The organism is Nocardia amikacinitolerans, assembly GCF_900215415.1.
Taxonomy (GTDB): Bacteria; Actinomycetota; Actinomycetes; order Mycobacteriales; family Mycobacteriaceae; genus Nocardia; species Nocardia amikacinitolerans.
The window spans coordinates 1-17,368 of record NZ_OBEG01000002.1 but is presented as its reverse complement, the minus strand read 5'-3'; the positions used below and the strand labels follow the sequence as shown (position 1 = coordinate 17,368).

Annotated in this window: 1 protein-coding gene; it reads left to right on the top strand. The window is 69.0% G+C overall.

Going from position 1 to position 17,368, the window contains the following annotated elements; translation table 11 throughout:
• Nucleotides 1-45 precede the first annotated feature (45 nt).
• Nucleotides 46-17,368: type I polyketide synthase (locus CRP45_RS34510; RefSeq protein WP_097244665.1), on the top strand; the 17,323-nt coding region annotated here is incomplete at its 3' end.

Here is a 17,368-nt window from a genome sequence, read left to right as displayed (position 1 = left end):
AATTCCTCGAGCGTGGCTCGAGTTCGGAAGGATTGCTGAACTTAGATGGTCGACGACAACAAGACCCTTGACTACCTGAAGCGCCTGACGGTCGATCTGCGCCAAACCCGCAGGCGGCTGCGGGAAGTCGAGGATCAGAAATTCGAGCCCATCGCGGTCGTTGGTGTGGCGTGTCGTTACCCGGGCGGGGTGGCCTCTCCGGAGGATCTGTGGAATCTGGTGTCGGAGGGCGTCGACGCGATCGGTGAGTTCCCCACCGACCGCGGCTGGGATGTGGACGGGCTCTACGATCCGGACCCGCAGGCGCGCGGGAAGTCGTACACCCGCTCGGGCGGGTTCCTCTACGACGCGGCGGAATTCGACGCGGAGTTCTTCGGGATCAGCCCGCGCGAGGCGCTGGCGATGGACCCGCAGCAGCGGATCCTGTTGGAAACCTCCTGGGAAGCCCTGGAACGAGCAGGTATCGACCCGTCGACGTTGCGCGGATCCGATACCGGTGTCTTCGCCGGTGCGTCGAACGGGGAGTACGCCGATCTGCTGCACGCGGGTCCGGTGGACCTGCGGGGCTACCTGCTGACCGGCACGACCGGCAGCGTGGTGTCGGGCCGGGTGGCGTACGCGCTCGGCCTGGAGGGCCCGGCGGTATCGGTGGACACCGCCTGCTCGTCGTCGCTGGTGGCGGTGCATCTGGCGGCCCAGTCGCTGCGCTCGGGGGAGTGCGCGATGGCGTTGGCGGGCGGCGTGACGGTCATGGGTTCGCCGGGGATGTTCGTGGAGTTCTCCCGGCAGCGGGGTCTCGCGGCCGACGGCCGGTGCAAGTCGTTCGCCGCCTCGGCGGACGGCACGGGCTGGGCCGAAGGCGCGGGTGTGCTGGTGCTGGAGCGGCTGTCCGACGCGCAGCGAAACGGCCATCGGGTGTGGGCGGTTATCCGCGGAACGGCGATCAATCAGGACGGCGCGTCCAACGGCTTGACCGTGCCGAACGGTCCCGCCCAGCAGCGGGTGATCCGCGCCGCGCTGGCCAACGGGCGGCTCTCCACCGACGACGTGGATGTGGTGGAGGCGCACGGCACCGGCACGGTGCTGGGGGATCCGATCGAAGCACACGCCCTGCTCGCCACCTACGGACAAGACCGTGATCCGCGGCGGCCGCTGTGGCTCGGGTCGCTGAAATCCAATATCGGTCACACGGTGGCCGCGGCGGGCGTCGGCGGCATGATCAAGATGATCATGGCGATGCGGCACGGGGTGCTGCCGCCGACCCTGCATGTCGACGAGCCCACGCCGCGCGTGGACTGGTCCAGCGGAGCGATCGAACTGTTGACCCGGAAGCGGGAGTGGCCCGAGGATGCGGGCCGTCCGCGCCGCGCCGCGGTGTCCTCCTTCGGCATCAGCGGCACCAACGCGCACGTCATCTTGGAACACCTACCAGCGGACACGCCAGCCGAATCCGAGCCGGGCGACGACACCGGCGGCTCGGAAAGGACTGTGGCGGGGGCGATTCCGTGGGTCGTGTCGGCGAAGTCGCAGGCCTCGCTGCGGGCGCAGGCCGCGCGGTTGCGCGAGTTCGTGGCCGCCGATCCCGCGGTGTCGGTATCCGATATAGCGCATTCGCTGATCTCGACGCGCACGCTGTTCACGCATCGGGCCGTGGTCGTGGGTGCCGACCGGGACGAGCTGCTGCGCAGACTGGCCACGGTGGCGGCCGGCGAACCGGGTCCCGATGTCGCCGTCGGTTCCGGCGCGACATCGAAGGTCGCTGTGATGTTCGCCGGGCAGGGCTCCCAGCGGGCGGGCATGGGTCAGCAGCTGTACGGCCGGTTCCCGGTGTTCGCCGAGGCTTTCGACCAAATCTGCGCGCAACTGGATCCGCTGCTCGGCCTCTCCTTGCGGGACGCGATCGGCTCCGGAAACGATTTGGAGCAGACCCGGTTGACCCAACCGGCGCTGTTCGCGGTCGAGGTGGCGCTGTATCGCCTGCTCGAATCATGGGGCGTCACCGCGGATGTGGTGTTCGGGCATTCGATCGGTGAGATCGCCGCCGCGCATATCGCCGGCGTGCTGAGCCTGGCCGACGCGTGCGCGTTGGTCGCGGCGCGTGGCCGGTTGATGCAGGAATTGCCCACCGGCGGAGCGATGCTCGCGGTGCAGGCCGGTGAGCAGGAGATCACCGCACTGCTTGACGGCGTCGACGGGGTGGACATCGCGGCGGTCAACGGCCACGCGGCAGTGGTGATCTCCGGTCGCGCGGAGGTCGTGGACGTTCTCGCCGAGCAGTTGCGCGAGCGCGGGCGGCGCGTCAAGCGGTTGCGGGTCAGCCATGCCTTCCACTCCTCGTTGATGGAACCGATGCTGGCGCGGTTCGCCGAGGTGGTCGCGACACTGCGCTTCGATCCGCCCCGGATTCCGGTGATCTCGACCGTCACCGGGGCGGTGGCGGATCCCGGCCTGTGGTGCTCGCCGCAGTACTGGGTCGATCAGGTGCGGCGGCCGGTGCGCTTCGCCGACGCCGCGGCAGCGGCCTGGGCCGACGGTGTGGACACCTTCCTGGAAGTGGGTCCCGACTCGGTGCTGTCGGCGATGACAGCCGAGTGCCTACCGGAGGCGGCGACCGCGGTGGCGGTGCTGCACCCCGAGCGCGACGAACCAGCCGAGATCCTCGCCGCGGTCGCGCGGTTGTTCGTGCGGGCGGTGCCGGTGCGCTGGAACGCCATACTCGCGGAACCGAATTCGGCGCCGGTGGAACTGCCCACCTATGCCTTCGACCGTCGGCGCTTCTGGCTCGAACCCGCGCTCGGCGCCGCCGGTGTCGAATCGGTGGGTCTCGGCGCGATGGGGCATCCGCTGCTCGGTGCGGTCGTGTCGGAAGCGAAGTCCGGCGACGTGCTGCTGACCGGCCGGTTGTCGGTGGCGACGCAGCCGTGGCTGGCCGACCACGCGGTCGCCGGGTCGATCCTGCTGCCGGGGACCGGCTTCGTCGAGCTGGCACTGCGCGCCGGTGCCGAAGCCGGATATCCGGTGATCGACGACCTGACGCTGCGGGCGCCGCTGCTGCTGCCCGACTCGGGAGGGGTGCGGATCCAGGTTGTCGTCGGCGGGCCGGGGCCAGAGTTCGCGCCGATCTCGATCTACTCGCGCGGTGAGCACGACCCGGACGGTCAGTGGGTCCTGAACGCGCGGGGGCAGCTGACCACCATGGACGACACGGCCGCGCCCGCATCGCACACCTGGCCGCCTGCCGCGGCGACCGATCTCGACGTCGCGTCCGCGTACGCGGCGCTGTCGGCACGGGGCTACGAGTACGGACCGGCCTTCCAGAGTGTGCGTGCGTTGTGGCGACGTGGCACCGAGGTATTCGCCGAGATCGCCATCGACGCCGACAGTGGCGCGCGCGCCGAAGGATTCGGGATCCATCCGGCCCTGCTGGATGGTGCGCTTCAGGCCGGGCTACTGGCAGGTGTCCTCGACGACGCCGCGGGACAGCAGGATTCACCGTTCGCCATGGCCGCCGGTCAAGTCGTGCTGCCCTTCTCGTGGGAGTCGATCGCGCTGCACGCGGCCGAGGCGTCGGTGCTGCGCGTTCGGTTGACCACCGGCGGATCGTCGGTGTCGCTGTGGGCGGCGGACGAGCAGGGGCAGCCGGTGTTGTCCGGCTCGGTGACGCCACGGCCCATGCGGCTGGAGCAGCTCGCCACGGGCCTGAGCGGCACGGCCGATCCGGTGCTGGAAGTGGTGTGGTCGCCGGTCGAAACGGATTCGGCCGTTGCGGATTCGGGCGCGGTCCGGTGGGACCGGCTGGATCCCGAGGCGGCGGTGCCTCCGGTCGTGGTGGTCGAGGCCGGGTCCGGGTGGAGCGAAGCCTCCGGCGCCGACGTGGTGACCGCTACCCACGCCGAGGTCGCACGCGTCCTCGAGGTGGTACAGGCGTGGCTGTCCGAGGACCGGTTCGCCGCGAGCACACTGCTGGTCGCCACCCGCGGTGCGGTCGCGATGGCCGACGAGGACCTCACCGATCTCGCCGGTGCCGCGGTGTGGGGCTTGGTGCGGTCCGCGCAGACCGAGGATCCGGGACGAATCGTCCTGGTGGACACCGACACCGGTGTCGACGAGGCCGTCGCGGCCACTGTCGTGGCCGTGGGCGAACCCCAAGTTGTCCTGCGTGACGGCATCGCTCACACCGCGCGGCTCACCCGGCCCGCACCCGCCGCGTCCGCATCGACCGTCGATGACACCTTCGGTGCGGGTACCGTGCTGATCACCGGTGGCACAGGTGGTTTGGGTGCCGTGGTGGCCCGGCACGTGGTGGCCGAGCACGGCGTACGGTCGTTGCTGCTGGTGAGTCGCCGTGGTCCTCGGGCCGATGGCGTCGCGGAGTTGTGCGCCGAGCTGGAGCAGTCGGGTGCGCGGGTGCGGGTGGTGGCGTGTGACGTCACCGACGCCGACGCGGTGGCCGGGCTGCTTGCCGACATTCCCGAGCAGCTGACCGGTGTGATCCACGCCGCCGGTGTGCTCGACGACGGGGTCATCGCCTCTTTGACACCCCGGCGGGTGGACGCGGTGCTGGCACCGAAGGTGGATGCCGCATGGCATCTGCACCGCGCGACCGCTGACCTGAATCTGGCCGCGTTCGTGGTGTTCTCGTCGATATCGGGCACCGTTGGCGGACCCGGCCAGGGCAACTACGCGGCCGCGAACGCCTTCCTGGACGGGCTGGTCGCCCACCGGCGCGCCCGCGGACTGGCCGGTCAGTCGCTGGCGTGGGGTCCGTGGGCGCGCTCTGGCGGTATGGCCGGGCAGCTGGGTGAAGCCGACCTGGCTCGAATGAGCCGGGCCGGATTCACCGCGATCCCGGACGAGTCCGCGTTGGCCGGTTGGGACGCGGTGCTCGAACGCGGCACGGCGCACGCGGTGATCGCCATGGTCGACACCGCCGCGATCCGCGCCAAGGCCGAGGCCGGGCTGCTGCCCCCGCTGCTGCGCGCCCTTACGCCTGCGGTGCGGCGGACCGCGGCGCTCTCGGCGGTGGGGTCGAGTCTGCGGCAACGGCTTTCGGGTCTGGACGCCGGTCGGCAGCGGCAGGCGGTGCTCGATACCGTCCGCACCCACATCGCGGCCGTTCTCGGCCACGACAGTGCCTCCGCGATCGATCCCGATCGAGCCTTCCAGGACCTGGGTTTCGATTCCCTGGGTGCGGTCGAGCTGCGCAACCGGCTCAAGACCGCCACCGGTCTGTCGCTGGCGGCCGCGGTCGTCTTCGACTACCCCACACCCCAGGCGCTTGCCGCACACCTGACCGAACAGCTCACCGGCACCGGGCACGACGTGGCGGTCACCGCCGCCAAAGTCTTCGACGGCGAACCGATCGCGATCGTGGGTATGGCGTGCCGGTACCCGGGCGGGGTCCGGTCGCCCGAGGACCTATGGCAGCTGGTCGTGACCGGGACCGACGCGACGTCGGAGTTCCCGGTGAACCGCGGCTGGGACACCGAGCGGCTGTACGACCCGACCGGGGAGACACCGCACACCACGTACACGCGTTCGGGTGGATTCCTGCATGACGCAGGGGAGTTCGATCCGGCATTCTTCAACATCAGCCCGAACGAGGCCGCGCTGATGGATCCGCAGCAGTTCCTGCTGTTGGAGACCGCGTGGGAGGCGTTCGAGCGGGCCGGTGTCGACCCCGCGCTGCTGCGCGGCAGTGCGACCGGTGTCTTCGCGGGCATGATGTATCACGACTATCCGGCCAACGCGAACGCGGGATCCATTGCCTCCGGCCGGATCTCGTACGTGTTCGGTCTGGAGGGCCCGTCGGTCACGGTGGACACGGCGTGTTCGTCGTCTTTGGTGACAATGCATTTGGCGGCGCAGTCGCTGCGGTCGGGGGAGTGCGATCTGGCGTTGGCCGGTGGCGTGACCGTGATGGCGACTCCGGAGACCTTTGTGGAGTTCAGCAGGCAGCGGGGGCTGTCGCCGGACGGCCGGTCCAAGTCGTTCTCCGACACGGCCGACGGTGTCGCCTGGTCCGAGGGCGCCGGTGTGCTGGTGTTGGAGCGGTTGTCGGACGCGCGTCGCAATGGTCATGAAGTGCTCGCGGTGATCGCTGGTTCGGCGGTGAATCAGGATGGTGCGTCGAATGGTTTGACCGCGCCGAATGGTCCGTCGCAGCGGCGGGTGATTCGTCAGGCGTTGGCCAATGCGGGGGTGTCGCCGACCGAGGTCGATGTGGTCGAGGCGCACGGTACGGGTACGACTTTGGGTGATCCGATCGAGGCCCAGGCCCTTTTGGCCACCTATGGCCAGGATCGCGATGCGGATCGTCCGCTGTGGCTTGGTTCGTTGAAGTCCAACATCGGTCACGCTCAGGCGGCAGCTGGTGTGGGTGGTGTGATCAAGATGGTCATGGCCATGCGCCACGGACTGTTGCCGCAGACCCTGCATGTGGACCAGCCGTCCACGAAGATCGACTGGTCCGAGGGACATGTCCGGCTGCTGACCGAGGCGGTCGCGTGGCCGGAGGTGGGTCGGCCGCGTCGTGCGGGTGTGTCCTCGTTCGGTATCAGCGGCACCAACGCACATCTCGTTCTCGAGCAGGCTCCGGCATCGGCGGTCGAGTCGGTCCCGGAGGTCAGGGCCGTCCCTGCCGTGCCGTGGGTGCTGTCGGCGCGCAACGGCCAGGCGCTGGCCGCTCAGGCTGCGCGGCTGGCATCGCATGTGGTCGACCACGATCCGATCGATGTCGGCTTCTCGCTGGCGTCGACGCGCGGTGTCTTCGAGCATCGGGCCGTCGTGGTGGCCGATGACCGTGCCGGGCTGCTCGCGGGCGTTCGGGCGCTGGCCGCGGGTACGCCCGCATCCGGTGTGGTGACCGGCCGGGTGGTGCCGGGTTCGACGGGTGTGGTGTTCTCGGGTCAGGGTGCGCAGTGGGCCGGTATGGCTGCCGAGCTGCGGACCGCCTATCCGGTGTTCGCCGAGCAGTTCGATGCGATTGTCGCGCAGTTGGATCCGATGCTGGAGCAGCCGGTTTCGCTGAGCGTGGCGTTGGCGGACGGTGAGCTGGTCGATCGGACGGTGTTCGCGCAGGCGGGGTTGTTCGCGTTCGAGGTGGCGTTGTTCCGGTTGCTCGAATCATGGGGTGTGCGTGCGGATGTGGTGGCTGGGCATTCAATCGGTGAGGTAGCTGCCGCGCATGTGGCGGGTGTGTTGTCGCTGTCGGACGCTTGTGTGCTGGTCGCCGCGCGTGGTCGTTTGATGCAGGCGTTGCCTTCCGGTGGGGCGATGGTGGCTGTCGGTGCGTCCGAGGGTGATGTGCTGCCGTTGCTGGCAGGCGTCGACGAGGTGTCGGTCGCGGCGGTGAATGGTCCGTCCTCGGTGGTGCTGTCCGGTGTCGAGGACGCGGTTCAGGCTGTTGTCGAGGCGTGTGCCGAGCGTGGTTGGCGCACGCACCGTTTGCGGGTTTCGCATGCTTTCCATTCGGCGTTGATGGAGCCGATGCTGGCCGAGTTCGCTTCGGTGGTCGAAGGTTTGGTGTTCGATCGTCCGAGCATCCCGCTGGTGTCGACGGTGACCGGCGCGCAAGTCGTAGACGAGATGAGTGATCCGTCGTATTGGGTCGGCCAGGTCCGGGATACGGTCCGGTTCGCCGATGCCGTTGCCACGATGGCCGGTTCGGGCGTCTCGAGGTTCGCCGAGGTCGGGCCGGACGCCGTATTGACCCCGATGGTCGCCCAGACTCTCGGCGACGCCACGGCTGTCGCGATGACCAGGCGTGACCACGCGGACGCGGTGGCCGTGACCAGTGCGGTGGCCGGGTTGTTCGTGGCCGGTGCCGAGGTCGATTGGGCCGCCGTCTACGACAGCTCCGGGGCGCGGCGAATCGACCTGCCCACCTACGCCTTCCAACACGAACGGTTCTGGCTCGACGCCAAGCAGATGCTCGCCCAGTCGTGGCTCGGCGCCGAACTCGGCGGCGTCAGCGCGGTCGGGCTGGACGCGGCGGCACATCCGCTGCTCGGCGCCATTGTGCCGCACGCGGATTCGGGTGCGGTGAGCTTCACCGGCCGGTGGTCGCTGGATTCGGTGGAATGGTTGGCGGATCACAGCGTGCTGGGCACCGTGTTGCTGCCTGGCACCGGATTCGTCGAACTGGCGGGTCACGTCGGTGGCCTGCTGGGCTGCGAGGTGGTCGACGAGCTCGTTCTGCATACTCCGTTGACCCTCACGGCCGAGGGCGATGTCGCCGTGCAGGTCGTGGTGGCGGCCCCGGACGAGGCCGGACGACGGCGGCTGAGCGTGCACTCGCGGCAGACAGCCGCGGGTCCGTGGGTGCTCCATGCCGAAGGCGTGCTCGTCCCCGGCGAGGTGACGGCCGACTTCGACCTCGTCGCGTGGCCACCGGCCGGCGCGCAACCGCTGGACGTCGACGGCGCGTACGACGAGCTGCTCGATATCGGCTACGGCTACGGCCCCTTCTTCCAAGGCCTGCGGGCCGCATGGCAGCGCGGTGACGAAGTGTTCGCCGAGGTCGCGCTCCCTGATCCGAAGGACGCCGACGGTTTCGGTATCCACCCCGCGCTGTTCGACGCGGCGCTGCACGCCGCGATCGTCCACGGTCTTCGAGGCGGCCTCGACGGTTTCCCGGCACTCCCGTTCAGCTGGAACCGCGTGGTGCTGCACGCGGCGGGCGCCGCGGCGGTGCGAGTGCGGATCGTGCTGCAGGGCGACCGATTCTCGGTGCGGATGGCCGATGAGCAGGGACGGCCCGTTCTGTCGGTGGGCGCGTTGATCTCTCGGCCGGTGTCGGCCGATCGCCTGAGCGCAGCAGGGGTATCGGATGCCCTCTTCGGTATCGAATGGGTCGCTGCCGCGCCGTCCACGCCGAGCGTCGAGCCGGACCGGGCGGCGGTTCTCGGCGGGCGCGACGGCGATCTCGCGGCATTGATCGCCGAACTGGACGCGAACCCCGACGAGGTGGTGCCCGACCTCGTGCTGCTCGAGTGCCCCACCCACGAGGGCGCGCCGCCGGAGGCCGCCCGCCGGGTCGCGATGGGCGTGCTCGACACCGTCCGACGTTGGCTGGCCGACAGTCGTTTCGCCGGTTCGCGTTTGGTGGTGCTGACCAGGCACGCGGTGGCCGTTGCCGATTCGGAGGACGTGGATCTGGGCCAGGCGCCGGTGTGGGGCCTGCTGCGCGCCGCGCAAGCGGAGCATCCTGGCCGATTCCAGCTGATCGATCTGGACGCCGAGGGTGATGCGCTCGCCGCGGCGGCGGCTGTCGCGACCGAGCCCGAGGCCGCGGTGCGGGGTATGAGCGCGTACGTGCCGCGATTGCGCCGTCACGCGCCCGGCGCGATCGTTCGGTTGTCCGAACCGGGCACCGTGCTGGTGACCGGTGGCACCGGTGGTCTGGGTGCGGTGATCGCTCGGCATCTGGTGGTCGAACATGGTGTGCGCCATTTGCTTTTGACGTCTCGGCGTGGCCTGGATGCTCCGGGTGCGGCCGAGCTGCGCGCGGAGCTGACCGAGCTGGGCGCGCAGGTGACCATCGCCGCGTGTGATGTGTCTGATCGGTCGGCGTTGGCGGCGTTGCTGGACGGCATTCCGGTCGAACATCCGCTGGTTGGCGTGGTGCACGCGGCCGGGACCTCGGACAACGGCTTGGTGGAGTCGATTACGGCCGAGCGGGTCGATTATGTGTTCGGGCCCAAGGTCGATGCGGCGTGGCATCTGCACGAGCTGACGCGCGATCTGTCGCTGTTCGTCTTGGTGTCCTCGGCAGGCGGATTGGTTCTTGCCGCGGGTCAAGCGAACTACGCCGCGGCGAATGTCTTCCTCGATGCGCTCGCGGCACACCGTCGTAGCTTGGGATTGCCTGCGACGGCGGTGGATTACGGGTTGTGGGCGCGATCCTCGGGGCTCGGTGTCGAGCTGTCCCAAGACGACTTCGATCGAATGCGCCGCCAAGGCTTCCCGCCGCTGACCGAGGCCGAGGGCCTCGCGCTGTTCGATTCCGCGATCGCCACCGATTCGGCGCAACTGGTGGCGCTGCGGGTCGATCCGGCGGTGCTCCGGACGCGGGGCGAGCAGATCCCCGCTCTGGTTCGCTCGTTGGCGCCGGCCCCGGTCCGCCGACAGACCAAGACGGCTGCGGGCCAAGCCTTCGCGCACGAGCTGGCCGGTTTGTCGGACGCGGATCGTGCGCGCGCGGTGCTCGATCTGGTCCGTTCGGTGGCCGCTGCCACTTTGGGGCATGCGTCGGTGGATGCTGTGGAGCCGCAGCAGGCGTTCCAGCAGCTCGGTTTCGATTCGTTGAGTGCGGTCGAGTTCCGCAACAAGCTGAATGCCGCGACGGGTCTGCAACTGCCAGCGACGCTGGTCTTCGACTACCCGAGCGCGCAGGTCGTCGCCGAGTTCATCGATTCCCAGCTCTCCGGCACCGTGGCGGTCGACAAGCCCGTGATCGGGCGCGTCCGCACCGGCGACGACCCGATCGCGGTGGTGGCGATGAGCTGCCGCTACCCCGGTGGCGTCGCCTCGCCCGAGGACCTCTGGGAACTGGTCACTTCCGGCACCGACACCACCGGTGAGATGCCGACGGATCGTGGCTGGGATCTCGAGGGCATCTACGATCCGGAGCCCGGTAAGGCGGGCAAGACCTACACGCGACAGGGTGGATTCCTCTACGACGCAGCGGATTTCGATGCGGACTTCTTCGGGATCAGTCCCAACGAGGCCACGTTGATGGATCCGCAGCAGCGGTTGCTGCTGGAGATCTCGTGGGAGGCGCTGGAGCGGGCCGGTGTGGATCCTGCGGTGCTGCGCGGCAGTTCGACCGGAGTGTTCACCGGCCTGATGTACCACGACTACGCCCAGCGCACCGGTACCGGCAGCGGCGCCGCGGGCAGTTTGGTTTCGGGCCGGGTGTCCTATGTGTTCGGTCTGGAAGGACCGTCGGTCACCGTGGACACCGCGTGCTCGTCCTCGCTGGTCGCCCTGCATCTCGCCGCGCAGTCGCTGCGGTCCGGTGAGTGCGATCTGGCACTGGCCGGTGGCGTGGCGGTGATGGGAACCCCGGACATGTTCCTCGAATTCGGCAGGCAGCGGGGTTTGTCGCCGGATGGTCGGTGTAAGTCGTTCTCCGACAACGCGGACGGCGTCGGGTGGTCCGAGGGCGCCGGTGTTCTGGTGCTCGAGCGGTTGTCGGACGCCCGCCGTAATGGTCATGAAGTGCTCGCGGTGATCGCTGGTTCGGCGGTGAATCAGGATGGTGCGTCGAATGGTTTCTCGGCGCCGAATGGTCCGTCGCAGCGGCGGGTGATTCGGCAGGCGTTGGCCAATGCCGGGGTTTCGCCAACCGAGGTCGATGTGGTCGAGGCGCACGGTACTGGTACGACTTTGGGTGATCCGATCGAAGCCCAGGCGCTGTTGGCTACCTATGGCCAAGACCGGGATTCAGATCGTCCTTTGTGGTTGGGGTCGTTGAAGTCCAACATCGGCCATGCCCAAGCCGCGGCTGGTGTCGGTGGTGTGATCAAGATGATCATGGCGATGCGGCACGGTGTGCTGCCCATGACGCTGCACGTCGATCGGCCCAGCACCAAGGTGGATTGGTCCGAGGGTCATGTGCGGTTGTTGACCGAGTCGGTGGCATGGCCGGAGGTGGATCGGCCGCGTCGTGCCGGTGTCTCCTCGTTCGGCATCAGCGGCACCAACGCCCACCTCATCGTGGAGCAGGCCCCGGTGACCGCGCCGGTGGTGGCCCAGGCTCCGGAGCCTGCCTCGGCACCGGCTGCGCGGCCGTGGGTGATCTCGGCCCGTAGCGCCGAGGCCCTCGCCGCTCAGGCCGCCCGCCTGGCAGCGCGTGTGGGCGAACACGATCCGGTCGACGTCGGCTTCTCCCTGGCGTCCACCCGTGCGGCGTTCGAGCACCGTGCGGTTGTCGTGGCCGATGACCGGGACGGTCTGCTCGCCGGCGTGCGGGCGCTGGCCGCCGGTACGCAGGCACCCGGCGTGGTGACCGGGCGTGCCGCGGCCGGGTCGACGGGTTTCGTCTTCTCGGGTCAGGGTGCGCAGTGGGCGGGTATGGCCGCCGGGCTGCGGACCGCCTATCCGGTGTTCGCCGAACACTTCGATGCGATTGTCGCGCAGTTGGATCCGGCTCTCGGGCAGCCTGTTTCACTGGGTACGGCGTTGGCGGACGGTGAGCTGGTCGATCGGACGGTGTTCGCGCAGGCGGGGTTGTTCGCGTTCGAGGTGGCGTTGTTCCGTCTGCTCGAATCGTGGGGTGTGCGTGCGGATGTGGTGGCTGGGCACTCGATCGGTGAGATCGCTGCGGCGCATGTGGCGGGTGTGTTGTCGCTCGAGGATGCGTGTGTTCTCGTAGCTGCGCGTGGTCGTTTGATGCAGGCGTTGCCTTCTGGTGGGGCGATGGTCGCTGTCGGTGCCGCCGAGCTCGATGTGCTGCCGTTGCTGGTGGACGGTGCGGTGTCGATCGCGGCGGTCAACGGCCCGACATCGGTGGTTCTGTCCGGCGTCGAAGCCGATGTGCTCGCCGTCGCTGAACGTTGCGCCGAACAGGGTTGGCGGACACACCGTTTGCGGGTCTCGCACGCCTTCCATTCGGCGTCGATGGAGCCGATGCTGGCCGAGTTCGCTTCGGCGATCGAGGGTTTGACCTTCGGTCGGCCCACCATCCCGTTGGTGTCGACGGTGACCGGTGCTCGGATCACCGATGAGATGTCCGATCCGTCGTACTGGGTCGGTCAGGTCCGCGACACCGTGCGTTTCGCCGACGCGGTCGTCGCGATGGCGGAGATGGGTGTGTCCAGGTTCGCCGAGGTCGGACCCGATGCGGTGCTGACCCCGATGATCGCGCAGACCCTCGATGCCGGGGATGGTGTGGCCGCAACCGTGGCCGCGCTGTCGCGCCGGGACCAGGTCGATGTGTCCGCGGTGTCGATCGGCCTGGCCAGGTTGTTCGTAGCGGGCGCCGATCTCGACTGGGTGGCTCTGTACGCCGGTACCGGAGCTCGCCGAATCGACCTGCCCACCTACGCTTTCCAGCGTCGGCGGTACTGGATATCCCAGGGCTCGGCCGGTGGCGGTGATGCCCGGGCCATGGGTCTGGTGGCGACTGCCCATCCGTTGGTTTCGGTGGTGGTCTCGCAGCCGGACTCCGACGCGATGATCCTGACCGGTCGCCTGTCGGTACAGACGCATCCGTGGTTGGCCGATCACCTGGTGCTGGGAACCGTGTTGTTCCCCGGCACCGGATTCGTCGAGCTGGCCATGTACGCGGGGGAGCGGGTCGGCTGCTCGACCCTGGACGATCTGGTGCTGCGCGCTCCGCTGGTGCTGTCGGAGTCCGGTGGAGCCGCGGTGCGCATCGTGGTCGATGCCGCGGACGAGACCGGTCGGCGCGGGGTGCGGATCTTCTCCAGCCCGGACGAGGACGTCGACGCGTCGTCGTGGCTGTTGAATGCCGAAGGCGCGCTGGCCCCGAGCGCGGCCGTGCCCGCCGTGGATCTCGCGGCGTGGCCTCCGGCCGACGCGCAGGTTGTGAACGTCGATGGTGTCTACGACGAGTTGCTCGACGCCGGGTACGGATACGGCCCCGTCTTCCAGGGCCTGCGGGCGGCGTGGCAGCGCGGCGACGAAGTATTCGCCGAGGTTGCCCTCCCGGACCAAGCGGACGGCCAGGGTTTCGGGCTGCATCCCGCGCTGCTCGATGCCGCGCTGCATGCGCTGCGGCCTGCCGGCCACCTGCGCGGCGAGGGCGCGGGGCCGGAGTTGCCGTTCGAGTGGTCGGGTGTCACGGTGCACGCGGCGGGCGCCGGTGCGCTGCGGGTGCGGTTGACCCGGGTGGGTGACCGTGCCGTGGCGGTGGACCTGGCGGATTCGACCGGAGCCGCCGTGGCGACGGTGCGGAAGCTCGCGTCACGGCCGATCGATCCCGCGCAGCTCAGTAACGGTTCGTCCATCGCGCGCAGCGCCGCATTCCAGGTCGAGTGGACACCGATCTCGGTGTCCGGCAACGGAATCGTTGCGGCGTCGTGGGCGGATCTGGGTGACGAGGTGCCCGCCGCGGTGGTGCTGGACTGCCCGGCCGGAAATGCGCCGGACACTGTTCGCGCGGCGACTCACGATGTGCTGCGGGTGTTGCAGGCGTGGCTTGCCGATGAGCGGTTCGGCGCGTCGGCGTTGGTGGTCCGGACGAGCGGTGCGGTATCGGTTGCCGGGGAGGACATTACGAATCTGGCCGGTGCCGCCGTGGCCGGACTGGTCCGTACGGCCCAGGCGGAGAGTCCAGGCCGTATCGTGCTGGTGGACAGCGATTCCGACATCGACGGCCTGCTCGGCGGGATTCTGGCTGCCGAGGAACCGCAGGTGGCGGTGCGCGGCGGGCAGGTCTTCGGTGCGCGACTCGTCCGGGCGACACCTTCGTCGGCCACCGGCTCGTCCTTCGCCCCGGACGAGACGGTTCTGATCACCGGCGCCAGCGGCTATCTCGGTGGGTTGTTCGCCCGGCATCTGGTGGCCACGCGCGGTGTTCGCCATCTGTTGTTGTTGAGCAGGCGCGGTGAATCCGCGCCCGGTGCAAACGAACTGCGGGACGAGCTGCGGCGGCTCGGCGCCGAGGTCGAGTTCGCCGCGTGTGATGTCGCCGACCGTGACGCGCTGGCCGCCGTACTGAACGCGATCCCCGCGGACCATCCGCTCGCCGGTGTATTCCATACGGCCGGTGTGCTCGACGACGGTGCGATCGCCGCGCTCACCCCGGAGCGGATGGACGCGGTCTTGCGGCCGAAGGTCGATGCCGCCCTGCATCTGCACGAGCTGACCGCCGGCCTGCCGTTGCGGGCGTTCGTGCTGTTCAGTTCGGCGGCAGGCACCTTCGGCAATCCCGGACAGGGCAACTATGCGGCGGCCAACGCCTGCTTGGACGCGATAGCGTCGCACCGCAAGGCAGCCGGGCGTAGCGGACAGTCGCTCGCGTGGGGTCTGTGGGGCGCGGACGGGGGTATGGGTGCGGAGCTCGGCGACACCGAGCGGCGCCGGATGTCTCGGTCCGGCATGCTGCCGCTGACGGAGGAACAGGGTCTGGCACTGTTCGACGCCACTTCCGGAATCGACGCGGCCGTTTCCGTGCTTGCCCGTCTCGATCTGGACGGCATCCGCACCGAGGGGTCGGCCACTACCCTGCTGTCCGGCCTGCTTCCTGCGCGCCGTCGGACGGTCTCGGGCGGCGCCACGGCGCTGCGTTCTCGTTTGGCCGCGACCCCCGACAGCGAGCGACTCGGTGTGCTCGTGGAAACCGTTCGCGGTCAAGTCGCGGCCGTTCTGGGCCATCGGAACGCGAATACGATCGAAGCCGCCCGAGCATTCAGCGAGCTCGGCTTCGATTCGGTCTCCGCGATCGAGTTCCGCAATGCCCTCGCGACCGTGACGGGTCTGCGGTTGCCCGCCAGTTTGGTGTTCGACTATCCGTCACCGCAGGCGCTGGCCGAATACCTGGTCGGTGAGTTCGCTGACCACCAGCTCTCGGCGGCAGCTGTTCGTGGCGCGCAGCGGACCCGCGACCCTCGGCTCGACGAACCCATTGCCATCGTGGGTATGGCGTGCCGCTACCCGGGCGGGGTCGGCTCACCCGAGGAGCTGTGGAATCTGGTCGCGACGGGGACGGATGCGACGTCGCAGTTCCCCGTGAATCGCGGGTGGGATGTCGATCGTCTCTACGACGCGGCCGGGGAGAAGCCGAACAGCAGCTACACCCGCGAGGGTGGATTCCTCCATGCCGCAGGCGAATTCGATCCGGCGTTCTTCAACATCAGTCCGAACGAAGCCGCGATGATGGATCCGCAGCAATTCCTGCTGTTGGAGACATCATGGGAGGCGTTCGAGCGGGCCGGTGTCGACCCCGGCGCGCTGCGGGGCAGCCGGACCGGTGTGTGGGTCGGCATGATGTATCACGACTATCCGGCCAACGCGAACGCGGGATCCATTGCCTCGGGTCGTGTTTCGTATGTGCTCGGTCTGGAGGGCCCGTCGGTCACGGTGGATACCGCGTGTTCGTCGTCGCTGGTGGCCATGCATTCGGCCGCGGCCTCGCTGCGGTCGGGCGAATGTGATCTGGCCCTGGCCGGTGGTGTCACCGTCATGGCCACGCCCGAGACGTTCGTGGAATTCAGCAGGCAGCGCGGGCTGTCGGCGGACGGCCGGTGTAAGTCGTTCTCCGACAGTGCCGATGGCGTGGGCTGGGCCGAAGGCGTCGGCATCCTGGTGCTCGAGCGGTTGTCCGACGCCCAGCGCAACGGTCATCGAGTGCTTGCGGTGATGACCGGCTCGGCGGTGAATCAGGACGGTGCGTCGAATGGTTTGACCGCGCCGAACGGTCCCTCGCAGCGGCGGGTGATCGGACAGGCGCTGACCAATGCCGGGATCGCGCCGACCGAGGTGGATGTGGTGGAAGCCCACGGCACCGGTACGAGTCTCGGTGATCCGATCGAGGCCCAAGCCCTGCTGGCTACATACGGCCAAGACCGCGACTCGGATCGTCCGCTGTGGCTCGGATCGCTGAAGTCCAACATCGGCCACGCTCAGGCGGCGGCTGGTGTGGGCGGTGTGATCAAGATGGTCATGGCCATGCGGCACGGGATGTTGCCGAAGACGCTGCACGTGGATCAGCCGTCTACGAAGGTTGATTGGTCCGAGGGTCACGTGCGGTTGTTGACCGAGTCGGTGGCGTGGCCGGAGGTGGATCGGCCGCGTCGCGCGGGAGTGTCCTCGTTCGGTATCAGCGGCACCAACGCTCACGTCATCATCGAACAGGCCCCGGCTGCGCGGCCTGAGCCGGTGGCGGCCGCTCCGTCCGGCGGATTGCTGCCGTGGGCGGTCTCGGCGCGCGGTGGGCAGGCGCTTGCCGGTCAGGCCGAGCGGCTGGCGTCTCATGTCGCCGATCAGGATCTGGATCCGCTCGATGTCGGATTCTCGTTGGCGTCGACGCGTGCGGTGTTCGATCATCGTGCGGTCGTGGTGGCAGAGGATCGTGATGGGCTGCTGGCGGGTATGCGGGTGCTGAGCCGCGGCGAAACCGCTCCTGGTGTGGTGACCGGCCGGGTGGTTCCCGGGTCGACGGGTGTGGTGTTCTCGGGTCAGGGTGCGCAGTGGGCTGGTATGGCTGCCGCGTTGCGTGCGGTGTATCCGGTGTTCGCCGAGCACTTCGACGGGATCGTCGCGAAGCTGGATCCGCTTCTGGAGCAGCCGGTTTCGCTGGCCATCGCGTTGTCGGACGAGATTTCGATCGATCGGACGGTGTTCGCGCAGGCGGGGTTGTTCGCGTTCGAGGTGGCGTTGTTCCGTCTGCTCGAATCGT